Source organism: Streptomyces sp. NPDC002795, assembly GCF_042888725.1.
GTDB lineage: Bacteria > Actinomycetota > Actinomycetes > Streptomycetales > Streptomycetaceae > Streptomyces.
On sequence record NZ_JBIAQB010000017.1, the window covers coordinates 119642 to 138843 of the forward strand.

Sequence of the window (19202 nt, forward strand, 5' to 3'; positions counted from 1 at the left end):
CTCAGCGCTGGCGCTTCCAGGGGCCCTTGATGGCCAGCAGGATGCCGGGGTTCTGGATGTTGGCGTAGAGGGTCGAGCCGTCGGGCGAGAAGGTCACGCCTGTCATCTCGCTGTACTCCGGCTCCGCCTCGGTGCCGATGTTGAGGTCGTTGCGCGCGATCGGGTACGTACGGCCGCGCTCGGTCGCCCCGAACAGGTGCTGGATGCCCTCGCCGTCCTCGGAGATGACCAGACCGCCGTACGGGGAGACGGTGACATTGTCCGGCCCGTCGAGGGCGCCGTCCTTCGACGGGTCCGGGTTCACGCCGAGCAGCACCTTCAGGGTGAGGGTGCGGCGCTTGGGGTCGTAGAACCAGACCTGCCCGTCGTGCGGGGCGGGGCTCTCCTCACGGGCGAACGAGGAGACGACGTAGGCGCCGCCGTCGCCCCACCACATGCCCTCCAGCTTGCGGGCGCGGGTGATCTCGCCGTCCTTGAACTGCTTGCGCGTGGAGACGGACCTGGCATCACGGTCGGGCACGTCCGCCCAGTCCACGCCGTACGTCGTGCCGATCTTCGTGGCGCGCGCCAGGTCGTCGACGAACCGGCCGCCGGAGTCGAAGCACTTGGCGGCCTGCAGCACGCCCGCGTCGTCGGCGAGGTGGCGCAGCTTGCCGCGGCCGTGCTCGAAGCCCTTCGGCGGAACCCAGCGGTAGAACAGGCCGTTGGGACCCGAGGCGTCCTCGGTGAGGTACGCGTGGCCGCGCTTGGGGTCGATGACGACGGCCTCGTGGGCGTAGCGGCCGAACGCCTTGATGGGCTTGGGGGCCCTGTTGGCGCGACGGTCGGCCGGGTCGACCTCGAAGACGTAGCCGTGGTCCTTGGTGAAGCCGTTCTTGCCGGCCTTGTCCTCGGTCTCCTCGCAGGTCAGCCAGGTGTTCCACGGGGTGTGGCCGCCCGCGCAGTTGGTGGCCGTGCCGGCGATGCCGACCCACTCGGCGACCTCGCCGCCGCGACGCACCTCGACGACGGTGCAGCCGCCGGCCGCCATCGGGTCGTAGACGAGCCCCTCGGTCAGCGGCACCGGGTGCGGCCAGTCGGCGCGGGCGCCGGCCAGCTCGTGGTTGTTGACGAGCAGCGTGGCGCCGCGCGGGCCCGCGAAGGTGGCGGTGCCGTCGTGGTTGGAGGGCGTGAACTCGCCGGACTCCAGCTTGGTCTTCCCGCAGTACGTGATGACCTTGTACGAGAAGCCCTCGGGCAGGGCGAGGATGCCGTCGGGGTCGTCGACCAGCGGGCCGTAACCGACGCCCCTGTCCTTGCCCTTGAGGACCTCGACGGAGGCGTCGTCGGTGGCCGCGAGGGCGTTCGGTGCGGTGGCCAGGGAGCCGACGGACCCGGCGAGTGCGATGCCGGCGCCGGTGGCCGCGGATCGTCTGGTGAAGTCCCTGCGAGTGAGCGACATGCTGGCTGTCTCCCGTAATGATCGATGAGAGTGAACGGGCCCTGTTTTCGGCCATACGTTCTCGCTCGCGTATAAACGGCGGTTGAACACCGTCCGACGTCGAGGGGCCCTTAGCCGTGACTTCTGTGAATTCCGTGAACCTGCCGCCGTCCGGCCGCCGCGTCCTCGTCTCCGGGGCCTCGCGCGGTCTCGGCCGGGCACTCGCCCGCGCCTTCGCGGCGAACGGCGACCGGGTGGCAGTGCACTACGGCTCCCGGGAGGCGGAGGCCCGCGTCACGCTCGACTCCCTGGAGGGCGAGGGGCATGTCCTCGTCGGCGGGGACGTCTCCGACCCCGAGGGCGCGGCGTCGATCGCCGGGCGCGCGGCCGAGGGCCTCGGCGGCCTCGACGTCCTGGTCAACAACGCGGCCGTCAACCTGCCGCACCCGCCGGCCACCACCTCGTACGAGGAGTGGGCCCGGCTCTGGCAGAGCCACGTCTCCGTGAATCTGCTCGGCACCGCGAACCTCAGCCACCTCGCCGCGCAGCGCATGATCGGGCAGGGCACGGCGGGCCGCATCGTCAACATCGGCTCGCGCGGCGCGTTCAAGGGCGAGCCCGACCACCCGGCGTACGGGGCGACGAAGGCGGCCGTGCACGCGCTCGGCCAGTCCCTCGCGGTGGCGCTCGCGCCGCACGGGATCGGGGTGGCGTCGGTCGCGCCGGGCTTCATCGAGACGGAGCGGGTGGCGCACCGGCTGACCGACGAGGTGCGCGCGCAGAGCCCGTTCGGCCGTGTGGCGTCGGCCGAGGAGATCGCCGAGGCCGTCCTGTGGCTCGCCTCGCCGGCCGCGCAGTGGGCCTCCGGCACGGTCCTCGACCTGAACGGCGCTTCGTACCTGCGTACGTGACCCGGAACGCGTCCGCCGGAACTCTCCCAAGGGTCGGCCGAATCTTCGTAAAGAAGGTCAACAGACACATCTCACCCCCAAACCCATGATTTCGCGCGGACCTCCTTGACCGGCCCCCCGTGCGGCAATAGACAGACGGCAGCAGACCGTTCGAAGGTCGGAGGGTGGCGAGCCGATGGACGTACGCCAGGCGCGCGGCCTCCATGAGAGCCGGCTGATGAGGCTGGCCAATGTCACCGGAGTCGGAACCGGGAAGGACGAGCACTCGGGCGAGGACGTCATCGTCGTCTTCGTGTCCCGCAAAGTGCCCCGCGACCGGCTCCGTGCGGAGGATGTCATCCCCGAAGCGCTCGACGGGGTACCGGTGCGTGTGCTCGCGATCGGCGACGTGCACGCCCAGAACGACGAGCGGTGAGGGGTCCCCCGCACTTCAGCGGCAAGTCAGGGGAATAGAGGTGGTCTGGCGTGCGCCAGCCCGAATTGATGCGCGGACCCGCCGGAGGGCAGCTCAGCGACAGCTCCCGGCAGCAAGCGACCAGTGACTTCCTGCGGCGCGAGGCGCCCCTCGCCAATGTGGTCGGCTTCGGCCACGGCGTGAAATGGTCGAACGGCGAGCCGACGGGCGAGGAGGCCGTCCTCGTCTTCGTGACCCAGAAGGTACCCGAATCTCTGTTGCCTGAACGGGATGTGATCCCGCGTCAGATGGACGACGGCACCCCGACCGACATCGTGGCCGTCGGCCACATCTCCGCCCAGCGCCGGCAGAGCCGCCCCTCCGGAGCCCGCTCCGAAGAGGGCGTCACCTACGGCCCCGACGGCGGCATCACCCAGCAACTGTCCGGCGCCGGCCAGCCGTTGCTCGAAGAGCTCGGCGGGCTCGGCGCGTTCGAGCCGCAGCAGCTCGTACGCCGGATGCGACCGTGCCCCTCCGGCTTCTCGGTCGGCAACGTCGTCATCACCGCGGGCACTCTCGGCAGCGTCGTCTACGACTTCCTGCCGGGCGCCACGGTGGACCCGCCGGGACCGGGCCTCGGCACACCGGCGAAGTTCTACATCCTCTCCAACAACCACGTCCTCGCCGACTCCAACCGGGCCCAGCTGGGCAGCGCCATCGTGCAGCCCGGCCGGTTCGACGGCGGCACGGACCCCGCGGACCGCATCGCCACGCTGTCCCGCTTCATCACCATCCAGTTCGCCCCGCAGACGCCGCTGGAACGCCAGAACAACGTGGTCGACGCGGCGCTCGGCGAGGTCCCGTTCCAGGAGGCCACGCGCGAGCAGTACTTCAGCGGGGCACCGCGCGCCTGGCGCCGCAAGGCGAACGTCGCGGTCGGCGACCTCGTGAAGAAGACGGGCCGCACGACGAACGTGTCCTTCGGCCGGATCATCTCGGTCGACGCCACGATCGACGTCAACTACGGCACGGCGGGCACGGCCCGCTTCAAGGACCAGATCCTCACCACGGCCATGTCGGCAGGCGGCGACTCCGGGTCCCTGGTCACGTCCTACGACAACGTGGCGGTCGGCCTGCTGTTCGCCGGGTCGACGACGGTCACGGTCGAGAACCACATCGAGAACGTGCGCACCCTGCTGCGCGTCGAGATCTCCGAGCAGCTGGCATAGGAGGTGACGTCATGACCACTCAGTCACGCAAGGGCAAGGGCCAGGCCCGCGCGGAACACCGCTTCCACAACCCGCAGGGCGCGGAGGTCAAGACCCGCGACGAGGCGTTCGCCGCGCAGCGCGGGGTGTCCGCGGAGGCGCTGACGGTCGACTGCAAGCTGGAGTTGAACAACGGCTCGGTCACCTTCGCCATCACCGCGAAGATAAACCCGAACACGCACCCCTTCGTGGTGACCGGCGGCCAGATCACGTCGGGCATCTGCGGGGCGCCGTGGGACATCACGGGCGGCTTCATCGGTGACACCATCCGCCTGGACGCGAAGCGGGCGGGCCAGGGTTCGTGCGCCTCCACGATCACGGTGGTCGGCGAATTCCAGAACCCACCGTCATACCGCGGCACGTACGGCTTCGACGGCGCGTCCTCATCGTTCAAGCACACGACGCGGTATCTCTGCTAGCAGCGCTTGAGCGCGCCCGCGTCTTGGGACGCGGGCGCGCACCATCAAGCGCGCCTCCGGCGGCGAATGCGCACCATTCAAGCCCCGCTCTGGGACGAGAGCCAGCGGGGTCCGGGGCAGAGCCCCGCAACCGCGACCACGGCGCCGCGCAACATCAACTCCCGTTGGCGGACCTCGCCTTGAACGCCGCCTTACGCGCCTCCTTGGCCACCTTCTTGTCGGGGTGCAACCGCCCCATCGCCTCCAACACATCCGCCGTGGCCGGGTGTTCGACCCGCCAAGCCGCCGCGAAGAACCCACTGTGCTGCGCCGCGAGCCCCTCCACCAGCGCCTGCAACTCCTCCGAGTTCCCCTCGATGGAAAGCTGCGCGGCAATCGTGTCGACGGTCAGCCAGAACACCAGGTCCTGCGACGGCGCCGGCACATCCGCGAACCCGTGCTCGGCCAGCCACACCCGGGCCAGACCACCCAGTTCCGCGTCGTCGAGCACCTCACGCAGCGCTGGCTCTGCCTCCGCGCCGACCAGCGACAGCGCCTGCTGGCAGCGCAGCCGCCGCAGCGGCGCCCACACGTCGGCGCCGCGCGCCGCACCCAGCAACTCACCGGCCGCGGCGAGCGGTTCGCGCCGCGCGAGCCACTGCTCGATCTCGACCTGCGCGGCGGCCTCGGGGAAGGAGGTGGTGCCTTCGAGCAACGCGTCGGCGCCCTTGTCGGCGAGGTCGCCGACGGCCGGGGCGTCCAGGCCCGCGTCGAGCATCCGGGCCCGGACGCCGTACAGGCCGAGCGGGGTGAGCCGCACCATCCCGTAGCGGGAGACATCGGACTCGTCGGCGTCGTCGGGGGCCGCGGCCGACTCGTCGGGGTCGGCCATGAGCGCCTCGTCGACCGGCTGGAACTCCACGAGGCCGATCGGGTCGAGCAGCCGGAACTGGTCGTCGAGCCGCATCATCGCGTCCGAGACCTGCTCCAGCACGTCGTCGGTCGGCTCGCCCATGTCGTCGGGCACGATCATCGACGCGGCGAGCGCGGGCAGCGGCACGGCCTCCTCGCCGGCGCCGCCCTCGCTGACGGTCAGCAGATACAGGTTGCCGAGCACGCCCTCCAGGAACTCGGACTCCGCCTCGGGGTCCCAGTCGAGCTGCGAGAAGTCGATCTCGCCGCCCTCCTCCATGGCTCCGACCAGGTCGTCGAGGTCGGGCACGCTCGCGTCGGCGAGCACGGTGTCGAGCGCACCCAGCCACACCGTGAGCACGTCGGAGGGGCCGCCGGAGGTGAGCGTGCCGAGCTCCTCGCCGACGGTGACGGTGCCCTCCTCCTCGTCGACGACGTCCACGAGGCCCGTGTCGACGGCGATGCGCCAGGCCTCGCTCGCGTACGCGGCACCGTCCTCGTCAGCGGTGAGCGCAAGCTCTTCCGCGGCGGCGGGCAGCTGCTCCTCGACGAGTTCACCGCCCGCGCCGACGCGGGTCCCGGGCCCTGCCCAGCGGGCGAGCTTCACCGCGCGGGCGAGGAGGGGGGCGGCAAGGGCGTCCCGCGCCAGCTCCGCTTCGGCGGGCAGCCGCACCGGCGGCAGGGGGGAGCTGTCTGACATCGGCTGGTTCTCCTCGGGGGACGTACATGAAAGGCCTACGTTGCGACCGCCCAGCCTAGACGGATTTACACCCATGCTGCCGGGTTCATGGACCGGTCGGCTTCCCCTCATGTCCCCGACATCCCCGGAACCTTGACAACTCGCGGGCGCAGGACGGAAATTGACGCGCGTAGAAGTACACGGGGGCGTACGGGGGTGCCCTGCGCGCGCCACACCGCTCCCGCCGTCCCAGGTCCCGCTCCGCCACCACGTCCCGGCACTCGCCGGCCGCACGTCTCCGGAGGATCCGTTGTCCAGTTCGACGTCCCACACGTTCTCCCGGTCGCGCCTCGCCGCACTGGCCGTCGCCTGCGCCGCGGTGTCCGGCACCCTCGCCACGGTCCCCGCCCACCCGGCCGCGGCCGCCGGCGTCTCGATCCACGACATCCAGGGCGCCACCCGCATATCCCCGCTCTCCGGACAGCAGGTCACTGGCGTGACGGGGGTGGTGACGGGCGTCAGAGCGTACGGCTCGTCCCGCGGCTTCTGGTTCCAGGACACCAGGCCCGACACCGACCGCGCCACCAGCGAGGGTGTCTTCGTCTTCACGAGTTCCACTCCCACCGTGAAGGCAGGGGACGCCGTCACCGTCTCCGGGACGGTCACCGAGTACGTGCCCGGCGGGGCCTCGTCCGGCAACCAGTCGCTCACCGAGCTGACGAAGCCGACCGTGACCGTGAACTCGTCGGGCAACCCGGTGCCGGTCACCACGATCAGCGCCAAGTCCGTCCCCGGCGCGTACGCGCCGCAGGGCGACCCGGCGGCGAACGGCTCGGTCAACAAGCTGCCGCTGCGCCCCAGGGCGTACGCCCTCGACTACTACGAGTCCCTGGAGGGCCAGAACGTACGCGTCGGCTCCTCGCGGGTCGTCACCGCGTCCGACGCGTACGGCGAGCTGTGGGTCACGGTGAAGCCGCACGAGAACCGCACCAAACGCGGCGGCACCCGCTACGCCTCGTACGAGGACCAGAACGGCGGGCGCCTGCAGATCCAGTCGCTCGGCGCGCTCGCGGACTTCCCCGCGGCCGACGTCGGCGACGTCCTGACCGGCTCCACCGAGGGCCCGCTCGACTTCAACCAGTACGGCGGATACACGCTGGTGGCACGGGAGTTGGGGGCCCTGAAGCAGTCCGGCACGGAGCGTGAGACGACGCGCGCGCAGAAGTCGGGCGAGCTGGCCGTGGCGACGTACAACGTGGAGAACCTCGATCCGTCCGACGCCACCTTCGACGCGCACGCGGCCGCGATCGTCGACCATCTGCGCTCGCCCGACATCGTGTCCCTGGAGGAGATCCAGGACGACAACGGCGCGAAGAACGACGGGACGGTCGCCGCCGGCGCGACGATGCGCAAGCTGATCGACGCGATCGTCGCCGCGGGCGGCCCCCGCTACGACTGGCGTTCGATCGACCCGGAGAACAACAAGGACGGCGGCGAGCCCGGCGGCAACATCCGCCAGGTCTTCCTGTTCAACCCGGACCGCGTGTCCTTCACCGACCGCCCTGGTGGCGACGCCACGACGCCGGTGGGCGTGACCAGCACGAACGGCAAGGCGGCGCTCACCGCGTCGCCCGGCCGCGTGGCGCCCGGCGACGACGCGTGGGCGAACAGCCGCAAGCCGCTGGCCGGCGAGTTCACGTTCCGCGGCAAGCCGGTCTTCGTGATCGCCAACCACTTCGCGTCCAAGGGCGGCGACCAGGGCCTGACCTCCCAGTACCAGCCGCCCGCACGCTCCTCGGAGACGCAGCGGCACGCGCAGGCGACGGTGGTGAACGCCTTCGCCAAGGACATCCTGAAGGCGCAGCCGGACGCGGACGTGATCACGCTCGGCGACATCAACGACTTCGAGTTCTCCGGCACGACGCGGCGCCTGGAGGCGGGCGGCGCGCTCTGGTCGGCGATCAAGTCCCTGCCGAAGCACGAGCGTTATACGTATGACTACCAGGGCAACAGTCAGGTCCTCGACCAGATCCTGATCAGCCCGTCGATCGTGGCGAAGGACGCGTTCGCGTACGACAGCGTGCACATCAACAGCGAGTTCCACGACCAGATCAGCGATCACGACCCGCAGGTGCTGCGCTTGCGTCCCTGAGCCTTCGGGTCAGGGACGGAGACTCAGGCGAAGACCTGCGCCAGCCAGTCGCCCCACTCTGCCTCGTTCCGCTCGGCATCCGCGTCCGGCGCGAAGTCGTGCACGCTGACGCCGACGGCCGCGCCCCAGTGGCCGCGGCCGAAGAAGCGGTACAGGGCGTCCTCGGTGCGCAGGCCGATGAAATAGGCGTCGCGGTAGTCGAGCACGGCGTCCAGGGCCTGTCCGGCCGGGCCCTGGACGCGGACCCGCGCGCCCTCCGTCGCGTCGGCGGGCAGGCCGAGCGCCCGGCCGACGGCGGTGAGCGCCTCACGGTTCGCGGAGGCGCCGGGCCCGTCGAGCGTGGCGAAGGCGATCGGGCGGCCCGCGAAGTGCGTCACGTACTGGCGCAGCGTGTGCAGGTAGAAGTCGGTGTGCTTGTCGGCGCCGTCGTAGAGGTCGTCCCAGCTCTCGGTGAAGACGCCGCTGTGGACGTAGCGGACCCGGGACCTGCTGCCGCCGTCGCGCGGCTCGATGGTCCAGTCGATCTGGTTGAGCGGCTGGCCGGGCGGCAGGGCGGCCGGGTCGTCGGAGCGGATGGTGAGCCTGCGCGGCGGGTCCCACGCGGTCAGCACGGAGTGGAAGGGGCCCTCGCCGCCCTCCTTGGGCTCGTACTCCATGGGCCACAGCCAGCCGCCGGACCCCTTGGTGACGGCGTCCCACACCTGCTGGGGGCCGACGCCGACCTCGAACTCGCGCGGGATCTCGAACGGCTTTCCGCCGCCGCTGGCCCCGCTCATGACCGCCGACTTCGTCGCATGGCACCACGGTCCCCCGGAACCCGCCCTCCGTCCAGGCGAACGGGGTCAGCTCTGCTCCGCCGCTTCGGGTACGAGCCGGTCCATGCACCGGAACAGCTTCCCCTGCCCCTGCCGCCGCATCACGGCCGGGCCCGCTCTCCCACTCGGCGTGGGCCGGTGTCCTGCGTGAGCAACGCGTGCTCGTCGGCCACTATGGCCTCGGCCACGGCGACCGCCCGGTCCCCCGCGAGCCGGAGCCCGGCCTGCGACCAGGGTTCGGGCGCCGGGTTCCTGCGCCGCCACCACACGGCGCACGCCGCGTAGATCCCGCTCGCGCACATCACCGCCGGCGCGGCAAGCGCCATCACCATGTCTCGCACCACACGCACCTCGCGAACGGACCAGCATCTTCACTGCTGTTCATCGGTTTCCTGCCGCGCCACCTGAAGCGCACATTCCGGCCGAACCGGACGCCGAGCGGCGAATTCAAGCCGCGCCGCGCCGCTTCCGCCTCGACTCTTCAGCGGTGCTTCGCAGCACCTCGTAGCAGAATTAAGTGGAGCTACATCGCGCCCGGGCCGACACTCCCCTCATGACCGACGCAACCCCACACCCCTCCCCCTTCAACCGCGCCCTGTGTGCCATGGTCACGCCCTTCACCCGGACGGGCGGGCTCGACCTGGTCGCCGCCCAGAAGCTGGCCGACCAACTGGTCACCGAGGGCTGCGAGGGCCTCGTCCTGTCCGGCACGACCGGGGAGTCGCCGACCACGACGGACACGGAGAAGGCGGACCTCGTACGGACGGTGCGCGAGGCGGTCGACGGCCGCGCGAAGGTCGTCGCCGGCATCGGCACGCCCGACACCCGCCACACCGTCGATCTCACCCATCAGGCCCAACAGGCGGGCGCCGACGGCCTGTTGGTGGTCACCCCGTACTACAGCCGCCCGCCGCAGGACGCGGTCGAGGCCCACTTCCGCACGATCGCCGACGCCACGGACCTCCCCCTGATGCTGTACGACATTCCGGGCCGCACCGGCACCCGTATCGAGCCGGACACGATGATCCGGCTCGCGGGCCACCCCCGGATCGTCGCCGTGAAGGACTGCGCGTACGACCTTCTCGGCACCCAACGGGTCATGTCCGAAACCGACTTGGCGTGCTACACGGGTTGCGACGAGTACGTCCTGGCGCTGTACGCACTGGGTGGCGCGGGCTACGTCTCGACGGTCTCGAACGTGGCGCCCGCCGCCTTCCGCGCCATCATCGACGCGTACGACGCCGGCGACACGGCGGAGGCCGCCCGCCGCCAGCAACTCACCGTCCCCCTCACTCAGTTGATGATGAACGCGGGCCTGCCGGGAACGGTCACCGCCAAGGCGCTCCTCGGCGGCCCGGTCCGCGCGCCGCTGCGACCCGCCGGCCAAGAGGCGGCCGACGGGCTGCGGGCGGCGCTCGAAGAGCTGCTCAGCGCGTCGTGAACTGGGGCTCCCAGCGCCCCGGATAGTCGGCCGACGCCCTGCGGAAGTCGCTCAGCTGGACGACCTTGTCGCTGCCGACCGTCACCAGCAGCAGCTGGTTGCGGAACTCGCCCTTGCCGTCGCACTTCCTGGGGTCGCAGCCCCAGGCGATGAGCCGCTTGTCGTCGGCCCAGGCGAGCAGCTGCTGCGCCGGCAGCCGATCGACGCGGTCGCCGGTCTCCGCGTCGTTCACTGCGACGGCGACCTTGTCCTTTCCGCCCGCGAAGTCCCCGGCGGCGAGCTTCCCATTGGGCGAGAGCCCCGCAGCGGCGTACATCAGCCAGTACCGCAGCTTCGCCGGTGTCGGCGCCTTCTTGCCGTCGAGGCCGTAGGCCTGCGGGCCGCCGTCCGTGGTCGAGCTCGTGACCACGAGGTCGCCGTCGGGCGCGAACCGGAAGTCCTCACGGGCGTTGTGCTCGAACTCCCCGCCCTTCAGCGGCACCGCGGCCCACTTCCCCTTCCCGCTCGCCACGTCGACGACCGAGAAACCGGTCCTGGACGGGTGTCCGGGACTCGGCTCCTCCGGACCGCTGCCGTCGCTCGACGGCCGGTCCTTGTACAGGTGGTCCGGGTCGGTCTTGTACGTCGTCACGACGAGCTTGCGGCCGTCCGCGGAGAACCCGACCCCCGCGGCCCCCTGCTTCACCGGGATCCAGCGCGTCACCTTGTTCGTGGCCAGGTCGAGGATGCCGACCCGCTTCGCGGGCAGCTTCTTCTCCAGGACGGCGGCGGTGCGCAGCCCCGGCGCGACGGTCAGCCAGGACCATTGCGTGGTCTTCCGGTAGGTCTTGGTCGTCGGATCGAGCACCCCGTACGTCCGCGTCAACTTCCCGTCCCCGTCGGCGAACTTGACCCGCTTGTACGTGACGAACGAGGCGAGCGCCGTGCGCCCCGCCGCGATGGCGTCCTTGGGCGGCGACTGGTCCGGGTGCGCGAGGACGTCGGCGGAGCCGGTCACCTCCGCGGGCGGCGCGTCCTTGCCGTCGTCGATCCGAGGCACCAGTACGGCGGCGACGACCACCGCGGTGGCGGCCACGAACGCACCCACGGCCGTGCCGGTACGGCGCCTGCGCCGCGCCGCCAGGACCCGGTCGGCGAGGTCCAGGGGCGCGGGCCCAACGGCGTCGGCCTGCTCGCGCAGCGCCTCCTTGAGTATGGCGTCGACGTTCACGGGCGCACCTCCGCCGGCGCGTAGTCGCGGGAGGGCGGCGGCCGGTCGTCGCCCTCCTGTGCCAGTTCGGGAGCGAGCCCGCGCAGCTTGGCGAGCGCGCGGTGGGTGGTGGAGCGCACGGTGCCCACGGAGACGCCGAGCGCCCGGGCGACGTCGGCCTCCGGCAGGTCCTCGAAGTACCGGAGGACGAGCACGGTGCGCTGCCGCGCGGTGAGCCGGGCGAGCGCGCCACGCAGCACGACGCGCAGTTCGGCCTCGGCCGTCCCGTCCCCCGCCGCGGCGCCGTCCGGCACCCTCCCGTAACTGACCTCTCTCTTCGGCCACTTGAGCCGCCATCGGCCGATCTGCTGCCGGTAGAGGGCCTGGCGCACATACGCCTCAGGGTCCTCGATCCGGTCCCACCGCCCGGCCACCTTGATCAGCACGTTCTGCAGCAGATCCTCGCCCGCGTGCCGGTCCCCGCCGCTGAGCAGCACGGCCGTCCTCAACAGCACGGACGACCGGTCCGCCACGAACTCCCTGAACCCCTCCGCACCCTCGCCGCGCTCTTTCCGGACCGCATTCATCGCCACCTTCACTTCCCCCCGGGCTCCCCCCGGCTGTCCCCGCTGTTACCCCTGATGACGCTCCCGGCCCCGAGCCGCTATGCCTGCCCGGCGGGAATTCTTCCGCCACCCCACCCCGAACCAGGTACGGATACTCATGACGGCGGCGTCCGCCCCGCGTGACCATGGAGGAAGAACGGCACCACCACCCACGGGGAGACGACCGATGAATTTCCGCACACTCCTGCGCCTGACTGTCACCAACCCGGCGTCTGCGATCTACCTCGGCCTCGTCGGCGCGTCCGTCGTGTTCACCGGCGTCGTCCTGCTGACCTCCTCCGACCCGGGCTTCGTCGGGGTCTGGCCCTTCTTCTTCACCGCGCCGACGTCCCTGGTTGCGGTGAGCATCATCAGCGCGGTCGGCGGCATGGACGCGCCCATCTGGCTCCTCGCCGCGGGCCTCGCGGTGAGCGCCCTGCTCCAGTCCCTGGCCCTCGGCGCGACCTACGAGGCCCTGCGCGGCCGCCGCATCGGCCGGACCGCCTGACACCTCCCGCGAACACACGAGCGCCCTCCCGTGAACCACGGGAGGGCGCTCGCCTGTACCGGCCGATTCGCGGGTCAGTTGTGACTGTGCAGCACCTCGTTGAGGCCGCCCCACACCGCATTGTTCGGGCGGGCCTCGACGGTGCCGGTCACCGAGTTGCGGCGGAAGAGGATGTTCGAGGCGCCGGAGAGTTCGCGGGCCTTGACGACCTGGCCGTCGGGCATCGTCACGCGGGTGCCCGCGGTGACGTACAGGCCGGCCTCGACGACGCACTCGTCGCCGAGCGCGATGCCCACGCCCGCCTCGGCTCCGACGAGGCAGCGCTCGCCGATGACGATGCGGACGTTGCCGCCGCCGGAGAGCGTGCCCATCGTGGAGGCGCCGCCGCCGATGTCCGAGCCGTCGCCGACGACGACGCCGGCGGAGATGCGGCCCTCGACCATCGACGTACCGAGCGTGCCGGCGTTGAAGTTCACGAAGCCCTCGTGCATGACCGTGGTGCCCTCGGCGAGGTGCGCGCCCAGGCGGACGCGGTCGGCGTCGGCGATGCGCACGCCCTTGGGGGCGACGTAGTCCGTCATGCGCGGGAACTTGTCGACGGAGGTCACGGCCAGGTGCAGGCCCTCGGCGCGGGCGTTCAGCCGGGCCGTCTCCAGGTTGTCGACGGCGACCGGGCCGAGCGAGGTCCAGGCGACGTTGGTCAGGAGGCCGAACACGCCGTCCAGGTTCTGGCCGTGCGGCTTCACCAGGCGGTGGGAGAGCAGGTGCAGGCGCAGGTAGGCGTCGTGCGCGTCGAGCGGCTTGTCGTCGAGGGACGCGATGACCGTGCGGACGGCCACGGTCTCCACGCCACGGCGGGCGTCGGGGCCGATCGCCTTCGCCGCGCCCTCGCCGAGCAGCTCGACGGCCTTCTCGGCGGAGAGCTTCTCGGTCCCGGCCGGGCCCGGCTCCGCGAGGAGCTCGGGGGCGGGGAACCAGGTGTCGAGAACGATGCCGTCGGACGTAACGGTGGCGAGGCCGGCGGCGACGGCGCCGGTGGAGCGGGAGGCAGTGGTGTCGGTCATGCCCCAAACCTAATCGGCACCGGTCCACGGAGGCCAACCGGTCCGCGCCCCCGTCTCACGTGCCGGGCGCCGACCGCCCGTACCCGGACAAGCCGCGCTCAGGGGATCAGCCGCGCCAGCATCTCCCGCGTGTACGCGGCGTCGTACTCGCCGCCCGTCAGCAGCACTTGGAGCGAGATCCCGTCCAGCAGCGCGACCAGTGCCCGCGCGGTGACCGGGTCGGTGCGTCGGGCGACGACCTCGGCGAGCTCCTCGCACCACTCGGCGGCGACGGGCCGCAGCGCGGGCCTGCGCAGCGCGGCCAGGTACAGCTCGTACTCCAGCTCCACGCCGACCCGGTCCCCCGCCAGCCACTCGCCGAGCAGCTCGGCGAGCTCGGCGGGCAGATCGCTGCCCGCGTCCGCGAGGGCGTGGTGCGCCGCGACGACCTTCGCGAAGCCCTCGTTGGCCTGCCGCAGCGCGGCCACCATCAGCTCGTCGAGGGTCTTGAAGTGGTACGTGGTCGAGCCGAGCGGCACGTCGGCCTCGCGGGCGACGGAGCGGTGGCTGAGCCCGGCGATGCCCTTCGACCCGACCACCCGGATCGCGGCGTCGATGATCCGCTGGCGGCGCTCGGGGTCGTAGCGGCGCGTCCCCATCAGTGCGCCCCGCCCAGATTGAGCAGCACGACGCCTCCGATGACGAGGGCGATCCCGCCGACCTTGGCGAGCGTCAGGCCCTCGCCCATGAACAGCATGCCGATCGCGGCGATGACGGCGGTGCCGGTGCCCGCCCAGATCGCGTAGGCGGTGCCGATCTGCACGGTCTTCAGCGTCTGCGCGAGCAGCGCGAACGCGACGATGTAGCCGGCGATGGTGAGCAGCGAGGGCCAGAGCCTGCTGAACCCCTCGCTGTACTTCATGGCGGTGGTGGCTCCCACCTCGGCGGCTATGGCGCCGGCCAGCAGCACGTATCCCATGCGTACGAGTGTACACATCGTTGCGTACACCCGTACACAACCGGAGCACGAAAAAGCCCCTCCGGCGACCGGAGGGGCTTGATCAGCTCACACGGAGCTCACACGTTGAAGCCGAGCGCCCTCAACTGCTCGCGGCCGTCATCCGTGATCTTGTCCGGGCCCCACGGCGGCATCCAGACCCAGTTGATCCGCAGCTCGTTGACGATGCCGTCGGTCGCGGACTTCGCCTGGTCCTCGATGACGTCCGTGAGCGGACAGGCCGCCGACGTCAGCGTCATGTCGATCGTCGCGATGTTCGCGTCGTCGACGTGGATGCCGTAGATCAGGCCCAGGTTGACGACGTCGATGCCCAGCTCGGGGTCGACGACGTCGTACAGCGCCTCGCGGACCTCCTCCTCGGAGGCCGGCTTCATCTCCACTGCTGTGCTGTCACTCATGCGGTCTTCGCCTCCTCCGCGAAAGCTTGTGCTGTCGCGTCCTTCCACGCCATCCAGCTCAGGAGGGCGCACTTGACTCGGGCCGGGTACTTGGAGACTCCGGCGAACGCGACGGCGTCCTCCAGGATCTCCTCCATGTCGTCGTCCGGCTCCAGCTGTCCCTTGGACTGCATCAGCTCCAGGAACGTCGCCTGGATCTTCCGCGCGTCCGACAATTCCTTGCCGACCAGAAGGTCGTTCAGGACGGATGCCGAGGCCTGGCTGATGGAGCAGCCCTGACCCTCGTACGACACGTCCGCGATCTTCTCGCCGTCGTACTTCACACGCAGCGTGATCTCGTCGCCGCACGTCGGGTTGACGTGGTGCACCTCGGCGTCGCCGTCCCGCAAGCCCCGGCCGTGCGGATGCTTGTAGTGGTCCAGGATGACTTCCTGGTACATCGAATCCAGCTTCACTGTCCCCAGCCCTTAACCGAAGAAGTTCCGTACGTGCTCCAGGCCGTCGACCAGAGCGTCGATCTCGCCGGGCGTGGAGTACAGATAGAACGACGCTCGCGTGGTCGCAGGAATTCCGTACCGCAGGCAGACCGGCCGCGCGCAGTGGTGGCCGACCCGGACCGCGATGCCCTGCTCGTCGAGAACCTGGCCCACGTCGTGCGGGTGGATGTCGCCGAGCGTGAAGGAGATCGCCGCGCCCCGGTCCTCGGCCGTGGTCGGGCCGATGATCTTCAGGTCCGGGACTTCCTGGAGGCGCTTGACCGCGTACTCGGTGAGCGCGTGCTCGTGGGCGAGGATCTTGTCCATGCCGATCGAGTTCAGGTAGTCGATCGCCGCACCGAGGGCGATGGCCTGCGAGATCGGGGGCGTTCCGGCCTCGAACTTGTGCGGCGCGGGAGCGTACGTCGACGAGTGCATCGACACGGTCTCGATCATCTCGCCGCCGCCGAGGAACGGCGGCAGGTCCTCAAGGAGTTCCTGCCGGCCCCACAGCACGCCGATGCCGGTCGGGCCGCACATCTTGTGACCGGTGAAGGCCACGAAGTCGGCCTGGAGGGCCTGCACGTCGAGCGGCATGTGCGGCGCGGCCTGCGAGGCGTCGATGCAGACCAGGGCGCCGACTTCCTGGGCGCGGCGCACGATGGCCTCGACCGGGTTGTGGGTGCCCAGGATGTTCGACACGAGCACGAAGGAGACGATCTTCGTCTTCTCGGTGATGATCTCGTCGATGTTGCTCAGGTCGAGGCGGCCGTCGTCGGTGAGGCCGAACCACTTCAGCTTCGCGCCGGTGCGCTGCGCGAGCAGCTGCCACGGAACGATGTTGGAGTGGTGCTCCATCTCCGTGATCACGATCTCGGTGTCGTGATCGACCCGGTACGGCTCGTCGGCCCAACCGAGCATGTTGGCAACGAGGTTGAGCGACTCCGAGGCGTTCTTCGTGAAGACGACCTCGTCGCGGCTCGGCGCGTTGATGAACGCGGCGACCTTGTCGCGCGCGCCCTCGTACAGCGCCGTGGCCTCCTCGGCGAGCACGTGGACGCCACGGTGGACGTTGGCGTTGTGCTGTGTGTAGTACTCGTCGATGGCGTCGAGGACCTGGCGCGGCGTCTGCGAGGTCGCCGCGTTGTCCAGGTACACGAGCTTCTTGTCATCGTGGAGCACCCGGTCGAGGATCGGGAAGTCCTTGCGGATCGCCTCGGTGTCGAGGAGGCCCGGCAGCTGATGCGTCACGCCGATACGCCACCCTTCGTGTACTTCTCGTAGCCCTCGGCCTCGAGGGTGTCGGCCAGCTCGGGGCCGCCGGACTCGACGATGCGGCCCGCCGAGAAGACGTGTACGAAGTCCGGCTTGATGTAGCGCAGGATGCGCGTGTAGTGCGTGATCAGCAGCGTGCCGACCTCGCCGGTCTCACGGACGCGGTTGACGCCGTCCGAGACCTGGCGCAGGGCGTCGACGTCGAGGCCGGAGTCGGTCTCGTCGAGGATCGCGATCTTCGGCTTGAGGAGCTCCATCTGGAGGATCTCGTGGCGCTTCTTCTCACCGCCGGAGAAGCCCTCGTTCACGTTGCGCTCGGCGAAGGCCGGGTCCATCTGGAGGGTCTCCATCGCGCCCTTGACCTCCTTCACCCACGTGCGCAGCTTGGGGGCCTCGCCGCGGATCGCCGTGGCCGACGAGCGCAGGAAGTTGGAGACGGAGACGCCGGGGACCTCGACCGGGTACTGCATGGCGAGGAACATGCCGGCGCGGGCGCGCTCGTCGACGGACATCTCCAGGACGTCCTCGCCGTCGAGGGTGACGGTGCCCTGCGTGATCGTGTACTTGGGGTGACCCGCGATGGAGTAGGCGAGCGTCGACTTGCCGGAGCCGTTCGGGCCCATGATGGCGTGCGTCTCGCCCTGCTTCACGGTGAGGTCGACGCCCTTGAGGATCTCCTTCGTGGCGTTGTCGGCCTCGACGGTGACGTGCAGGTCTCGGATTTCAAGCGTAGCCATGGGTGTCTCAGGACTCCTGGGTGAGGGAGGCGGTGACGTCGACGAGGACGCTGCCCCCTTCGATCTGTACGGGGTATACGGGGACGGGGCGCGTGGCGGGAAGGCCGGACGGCTTGCCGGTGCGCAGGTCGAAGGCGGAGCCGTGCAGCCAGCACTCGATCTGGCAGTCCTCCACCTCGCCCTCGGAGAGGGAGACGTTCGCGTGCGAGCAGATGTCGTTGATCGCGAACACCTCGCCTTCGGTGCGGACGACCGAGACCGGCGTGCCGTCGAGCTCGACCCGCTTGGGGGTGTCGCTCTCCAGCTCGCTGAGGTCACAGGCGCGTACGAAGGCCATCAGACCGTGGCCTCCAGCTCGGTCGCGATCTTCGCGAGCAGGCGCTCCTCGATGTCCGGGACACCGATCTGCTGGACCAGCTCGGCGAAGAAGCCGCCGACGACGAGGCGGCGCGCCTCGTCGGCCGGGATGCCGCGGGCCATCAGGTAGAAGAGCTGCTCGTCGTCGAAGCGGCCGGTCGCCGAGGCGTGGCCCGCGCCGACGATCTCGCCGGTCTCGATCTCCAGGTTCGGGACCGAGTCGACCCGCGCGCCGTCCGTGAGGACCAGGTTGCGGTTCAGCTCGTACGTGTCCGTGCCCTCGGCGGCGGCCTCGATGAGGACGTCACCGATCCACACGGCGTGCGCGGCGTCGCCCTGGAGCGCGCCCTTGTAGACGACGTTGGACTTGCAGTGCGGGGTGGCGTGGTCGACCAGGAGGCGGTGCTCCTGGTGCTGGCCCGCGTCCGTGAAGTACAGGCCGAACAGCTCTGCCTCGCCGCCCGTGGACGCGTACGTGACGCGCGGGTGCAGGCGGACGAGGTCACCGCCGAAGGTGACGACGACGGACTTGAAGGAGGCGTCGCGGCCGATGAGCGCGTTGTGCTGCGCCACGTGCACGGCCTTGTCGTCCCAGTCCTGCACGGTGACGACGGTCAGCTTCGCGCCGTCGCCGAGCAGGTAGTCGACGTTGGCGGCGAGCACCGCGTCGCCGGTGTGGTCGATGACGACGACGGCCTCGGCGAAGGCGCCCAGCTCGATGACCTGGTGGCCGTAGGCGACGCCGCCCTCGCCGTGCACGGCGATCCGGATCGGCTCGTCTAGGACGGTCTCCTTGGGCACGGAGACGACCGACGCCTGTTCGAACGCGGAGTACGCCTGCGCGGCGACCCGGTCGACGGGCTTGCCGGCCTTGCCGACGCGGGCGTCCTCGCGGCCGACCGACTCGACAGTGACGCCGGCAGGGGCCTGGACATCGATCTTCAAGCCGGTGCCGGTCGCGGTGGCGGTGCCGTCGTGCAGCCCGCGCAGGCGCTCCAGTGGCGTGAACCGCCACTCCTCCTCACGGCCGTGCGGGACGGCGAAGTCCTGCACGTCGTAGGACGGCGGCGCGCTCATGCGCGTGGCGACGGTCGACTCGGCGGCCACCGCGATGTTTCCGGTGGTCGTCGACCCCGCGGGGATGTTCTGAGCCTCAGCCATGGCTGTCGTAGTGCTCGCTTTCGTTACGTACGTAAGTGGCTTGAC

At 70.6% G+C, this 19202-nt stretch carries 22 protein-coding genes; 7 read left to right on the forward strand and 15 right to left on the reverse strand.

The features are described from left to right. Position 1: 1 nt before the first annotated feature. A complete protein-coding gene (locus ACFYWS_RS37240) occupies positions 2-1441 on the reverse strand; it encodes an alkaline phosphatase PhoX (RefSeq protein ID WP_389283895.1) in 1440 nt (479 codons plus the stop codon). 134 nt (positions 1442-1575) lie between these two features. On the opposite strand from ACFYWS_RS37240, the gene ACFYWS_RS37245 reads away from it, so the two are divergent. The 4 genes from ACFYWS_RS37245 to ACFYWS_RS37260 all read left to right on the forward strand — a co-directional run bounded on the left by ACFYWS_RS37245 (position 1576) and on the right by ACFYWS_RS37260 (position 4412). Beyond that, positions 1576-2331: an SDR family NAD(P)-dependent oxidoreductase gene (locus ACFYWS_RS37245; RefSeq protein WP_389283947.1), complete on the forward strand. Its 756-nt coding sequence runs from the start codon at positions 1576-1578 to the stop codon at positions 2329-2331. Positions 2332-2506: 175 nt separating this feature from the next. After that, the gene (locus ACFYWS_RS37250; RefSeq protein ID WP_389283896.1) at positions 2507-2746 is read left to right on the forward strand and encodes a hypothetical protein; all 240 of its coding nucleotides are present in this window, start codon (positions 2507-2509) and stop codon (positions 2744-2746) included. 50 nt (positions 2747-2796) lie between these two features. After that, a complete protein-coding gene (locus ACFYWS_RS37255) occupies positions 2797-3954 on the forward strand; it encodes a hypothetical protein (protein ID WP_389283897.1) in 1158 nt (385 codons plus the stop codon). A gap of 11 nt (positions 3955-3965) precedes the next feature. Then, entirely contained in the window at positions 3966-4412 is a 447-nt protein-coding gene (locus tag ACFYWS_RS37260) for a hypothetical protein (RefSeq protein WP_389283898.1), read from the forward strand. 154 nt (positions 4413-4566) lie between these two features. On the opposite strand, the gene ACFYWS_RS37265 is transcribed toward ACFYWS_RS37260, so the two are convergent. Beyond that, entirely contained in the window at positions 4567-6003 is a 1437-nt protein-coding gene (locus ACFYWS_RS37265; RefSeq protein WP_389283900.1) for a hypothetical protein, read from the reverse strand. Positions 6004-6292: 289 nt separating this feature from the next. Between ACFYWS_RS37265 and ACFYWS_RS37270 the strand changes: the two genes are divergently transcribed. Then, entirely contained in the window at positions 6293-8134 is a 1842-nt protein-coding gene (locus tag ACFYWS_RS37270; protein WP_389283902.1) for an endonuclease/exonuclease/phosphatase family protein, read from the forward strand. Between the two features lie 23 nt (positions 8135-8157). Here ACFYWS_RS37270 and ACFYWS_RS37275 read toward each other — a convergent pair whose 3' ends face one another. After that, entirely contained in the window at positions 8158-8910 is a 753-nt protein-coding gene (locus ACFYWS_RS37275; RefSeq protein WP_389283904.1) for an SRPBCC domain-containing protein, read from the reverse strand. Between the two features lie 140 nt (positions 8911-9050). Then, positions 9051-9290 carry a hypothetical protein gene (locus ACFYWS_RS37280; protein WP_389283905.1) on the reverse strand — a complete coding sequence of 80 codons (240 nt, stop codon included), beginning with the start codon at positions 9288-9290 and terminating at the stop codon, positions 9051-9053. Positions 9291-9502: 212 nt separating this feature from the next. Between ACFYWS_RS37280 and dapA the strand changes: the two genes are divergently transcribed. Beyond that, positions 9503-10390, forward strand: coding sequence for a 4-hydroxy-tetrahydrodipicolinate synthase (gene dapA / locus ACFYWS_RS37285; protein ID WP_389283907.1), 888 nt, complete (start codon positions 9503-9505; stop codon positions 10388-10390). Here dapA and ACFYWS_RS37290 read toward each other — a convergent pair. Continuing rightward, positions 10377-11600, reverse strand: coding sequence for a WD40 repeat domain-containing protein (locus tag ACFYWS_RS37290; protein ID WP_389283909.1), 1224 nt, complete (start codon positions 11598-11600; stop codon positions 10377-10379). The genes dapA and ACFYWS_RS37290 overlap by 14 nt on opposite strands. Then, a complete protein-coding gene (locus ACFYWS_RS37295) occupies positions 11597-12166 on the reverse strand; it encodes a SigE family RNA polymerase sigma factor (protein WP_389283911.1) in 570 nt (189 codons plus the stop codon). Before ACFYWS_RS37295 ends, ACFYWS_RS37290 begins: the two co-directional genes overlap by 4 nt. 205 nt (positions 12167-12371) lie before the next feature. Between ACFYWS_RS37295 and ACFYWS_RS37300 the strand changes: the two genes are divergently transcribed. Continuing rightward, complete coding sequence (locus ACFYWS_RS37300; protein WP_389283912.1) at positions 12372-12692, forward strand: SCO4225 family membrane protein; 321 nt, start codon at positions 12372-12374, stop codon at positions 12690-12692. Positions 12693-12766: 74 nt separating this feature from the next. Here the strand turns inward: ACFYWS_RS37300 and dapD are convergent, their stop codons facing one another. From dapD to sufD, 9 genes are all read right to left on the reverse strand, one after another. Next, complete coding sequence (dapD, locus tag ACFYWS_RS37305) at positions 12767-13756, reverse strand: 2,3,4,5-tetrahydropyridine-2,6-dicarboxylate N-succinyltransferase (protein ID WP_389283913.1); 990 nt, start codon at positions 13754-13756, stop codon at positions 12767-12769. 98 nt (positions 13757-13854) lie between these two features. Beyond that, a complete protein-coding gene (locus tag ACFYWS_RS37310; RefSeq protein WP_389283914.1) occupies positions 13855-14394 on the reverse strand; it encodes a TetR/AcrR family transcriptional regulator in 540 nt (179 codons plus the stop codon). Next, positions 14394-14714, reverse strand: coding sequence for a DMT family transporter (locus tag ACFYWS_RS37315; RefSeq protein ID WP_389283915.1), 321 nt, complete (start codon positions 14712-14714; stop codon positions 14394-14396). Before ACFYWS_RS37315 ends, ACFYWS_RS37310 begins: the two co-directional genes overlap by 1 nt. Before the next feature lie 98 nt (positions 14715-14812). Further along, positions 14813-15151, reverse strand: coding sequence for a metal-sulfur cluster assembly factor (locus ACFYWS_RS37320; protein WP_266720908.1), 339 nt, complete (start codon positions 15149-15151; stop codon positions 14813-14815). After that, positions 15148-15606, reverse strand: coding sequence for a Fe-S cluster assembly sulfur transfer protein SufU (gene sufU, locus ACFYWS_RS37325; RefSeq protein WP_266720906.1), 459 nt, complete (start codon positions 15604-15606; stop codon positions 15148-15150). The genes ACFYWS_RS37320 and sufU overlap by 4 nt, the downstream gene beginning before the upstream one ends. Before the next feature lie 12 nt (positions 15607-15618). Next, on the reverse strand, positions 15619-16878 hold the full coding sequence (locus ACFYWS_RS37330; protein ID WP_389283916.1) for a cysteine desulfurase: 1260 nt from the start codon (positions 16876-16878) through the stop codon (positions 15619-15621). Further along, entirely contained in the window at positions 16875-17639 is a 765-nt protein-coding gene (sufC, locus tag ACFYWS_RS37335; RefSeq protein WP_266720902.1) for a Fe-S cluster assembly ATPase SufC, read from the reverse strand. The genes ACFYWS_RS37330 and sufC overlap by 4 nt, the downstream gene beginning before the upstream one ends. A 7-nt stretch (positions 17640-17646) precedes the next feature. Continuing rightward, complete coding sequence (locus tag ACFYWS_RS37340) at positions 17647-17976, reverse strand: bifunctional 3-phenylpropionate/cinnamic acid dioxygenase ferredoxin subunit (RefSeq protein WP_389283919.1); 330 nt, start codon at positions 17974-17976, stop codon at positions 17647-17649. Then, complete coding sequence (sufD, locus tag ACFYWS_RS37345) at positions 17976-19157, reverse strand: Fe-S cluster assembly protein SufD (RefSeq protein WP_389283921.1); 1182 nt, start codon at positions 19155-19157, stop codon at positions 17976-17978. The genes ACFYWS_RS37340 and sufD overlap by 1 nt, the downstream gene beginning before the upstream one ends. Positions 19158-19202: the final 45 nt, after the last annotated feature.

Bases quoted from the DNA above. Each gene is read 5' to 3' on its own strand.
- ACFYWS_RS37265 (WP_389283900.1), bottom strand. From the start codon at position 6,003: ATGTCAGACAGCTCCCCCCTGCCGCCGGTGCGGCTGCCCGCCGAAGCG.
- ACFYWS_RS37310 (WP_389283914.1), bottom strand. From the start codon at position 14,394: ATGGGGACGCGCCGCTACGACCCCGAGCGCCGCCAGCGGATCATCGAC.
- ACFYWS_RS37320 (WP_266720908.1), bottom strand. From the start codon at position 15,151: ATGAGTGACAGCACAGCAGTGGAGATGAAGCCGGCCTCCGAGGAGGAG.
- sufD (WP_389283921.1), bottom strand. From the start codon at position 19,157: ATGGCTGAGGCTCAGAACATCCCCGCGGGGTCGACGACCACCGGAAAC.
- dapD (WP_389283913.1), bottom strand. From the start codon at position 13,756: ATGACCGACACCACTGCCTCCCGCTCCACCGGCGCCGTCGCCGCCGGC.
- dapA (WP_389283907.1), top strand. From the start codon at position 9,503: ATGACCGACGCAACCCCACACCCCTCCCCCTTCAACCGCGCCCTGTGT.
- ACFYWS_RS37295 (WP_389283911.1), bottom strand. From the start codon at position 12,166: ATGAATGCGGTCCGGAAAGAGCGCGGCGAGGGTGCGGAGGGGTTCAGG.
- ACFYWS_RS37275 (WP_389283904.1), bottom strand. From the start codon at position 8,910: ATGAGCGGGGCCAGCGGCGGCGGAAAGCCGTTCGAGATCCCGCGCGAG.
- sufC (WP_266720902.1), bottom strand. From the start codon at position 17,639: ATGGCTACGCTTGAAATCCGAGACCTGCACGTCACCGTCGAGGCCGAC.
- ACFYWS_RS37260 (WP_389283898.1), top strand. From the start codon at position 3,966: ATGACCACTCAGTCACGCAAGGGCAAGGGCCAGGCCCGCGCGGAACAC.
- ACFYWS_RS37240 (WP_389283895.1), bottom strand. From the start codon at position 1,441: ATGTCGCTCACTCGCAGGGACTTCACCAGACGATCCGCGGCCACCGGC.
- ACFYWS_RS37300 (WP_389283912.1), top strand. From the start codon at position 12,372: ATGAATTTCCGCACACTCCTGCGCCTGACTGTCACCAACCCGGCGTCT.
- ACFYWS_RS37250 (WP_389283896.1), top strand. From the start codon at position 2,507: ATGGACGTACGCCAGGCGCGCGGCCTCCATGAGAGCCGGCTGATGAGG.
- ACFYWS_RS37340 (WP_389283919.1), bottom strand. From the start codon at position 17,976: ATGGCCTTCGTACGCGCCTGTGACCTCAGCGAGCTGGAGAGCGACACC.
- ACFYWS_RS37315 (WP_389283915.1), bottom strand. From the start codon at position 14,714: ATGGGATACGTGCTGCTGGCCGGCGCCATAGCCGCCGAGGTGGGAGCC.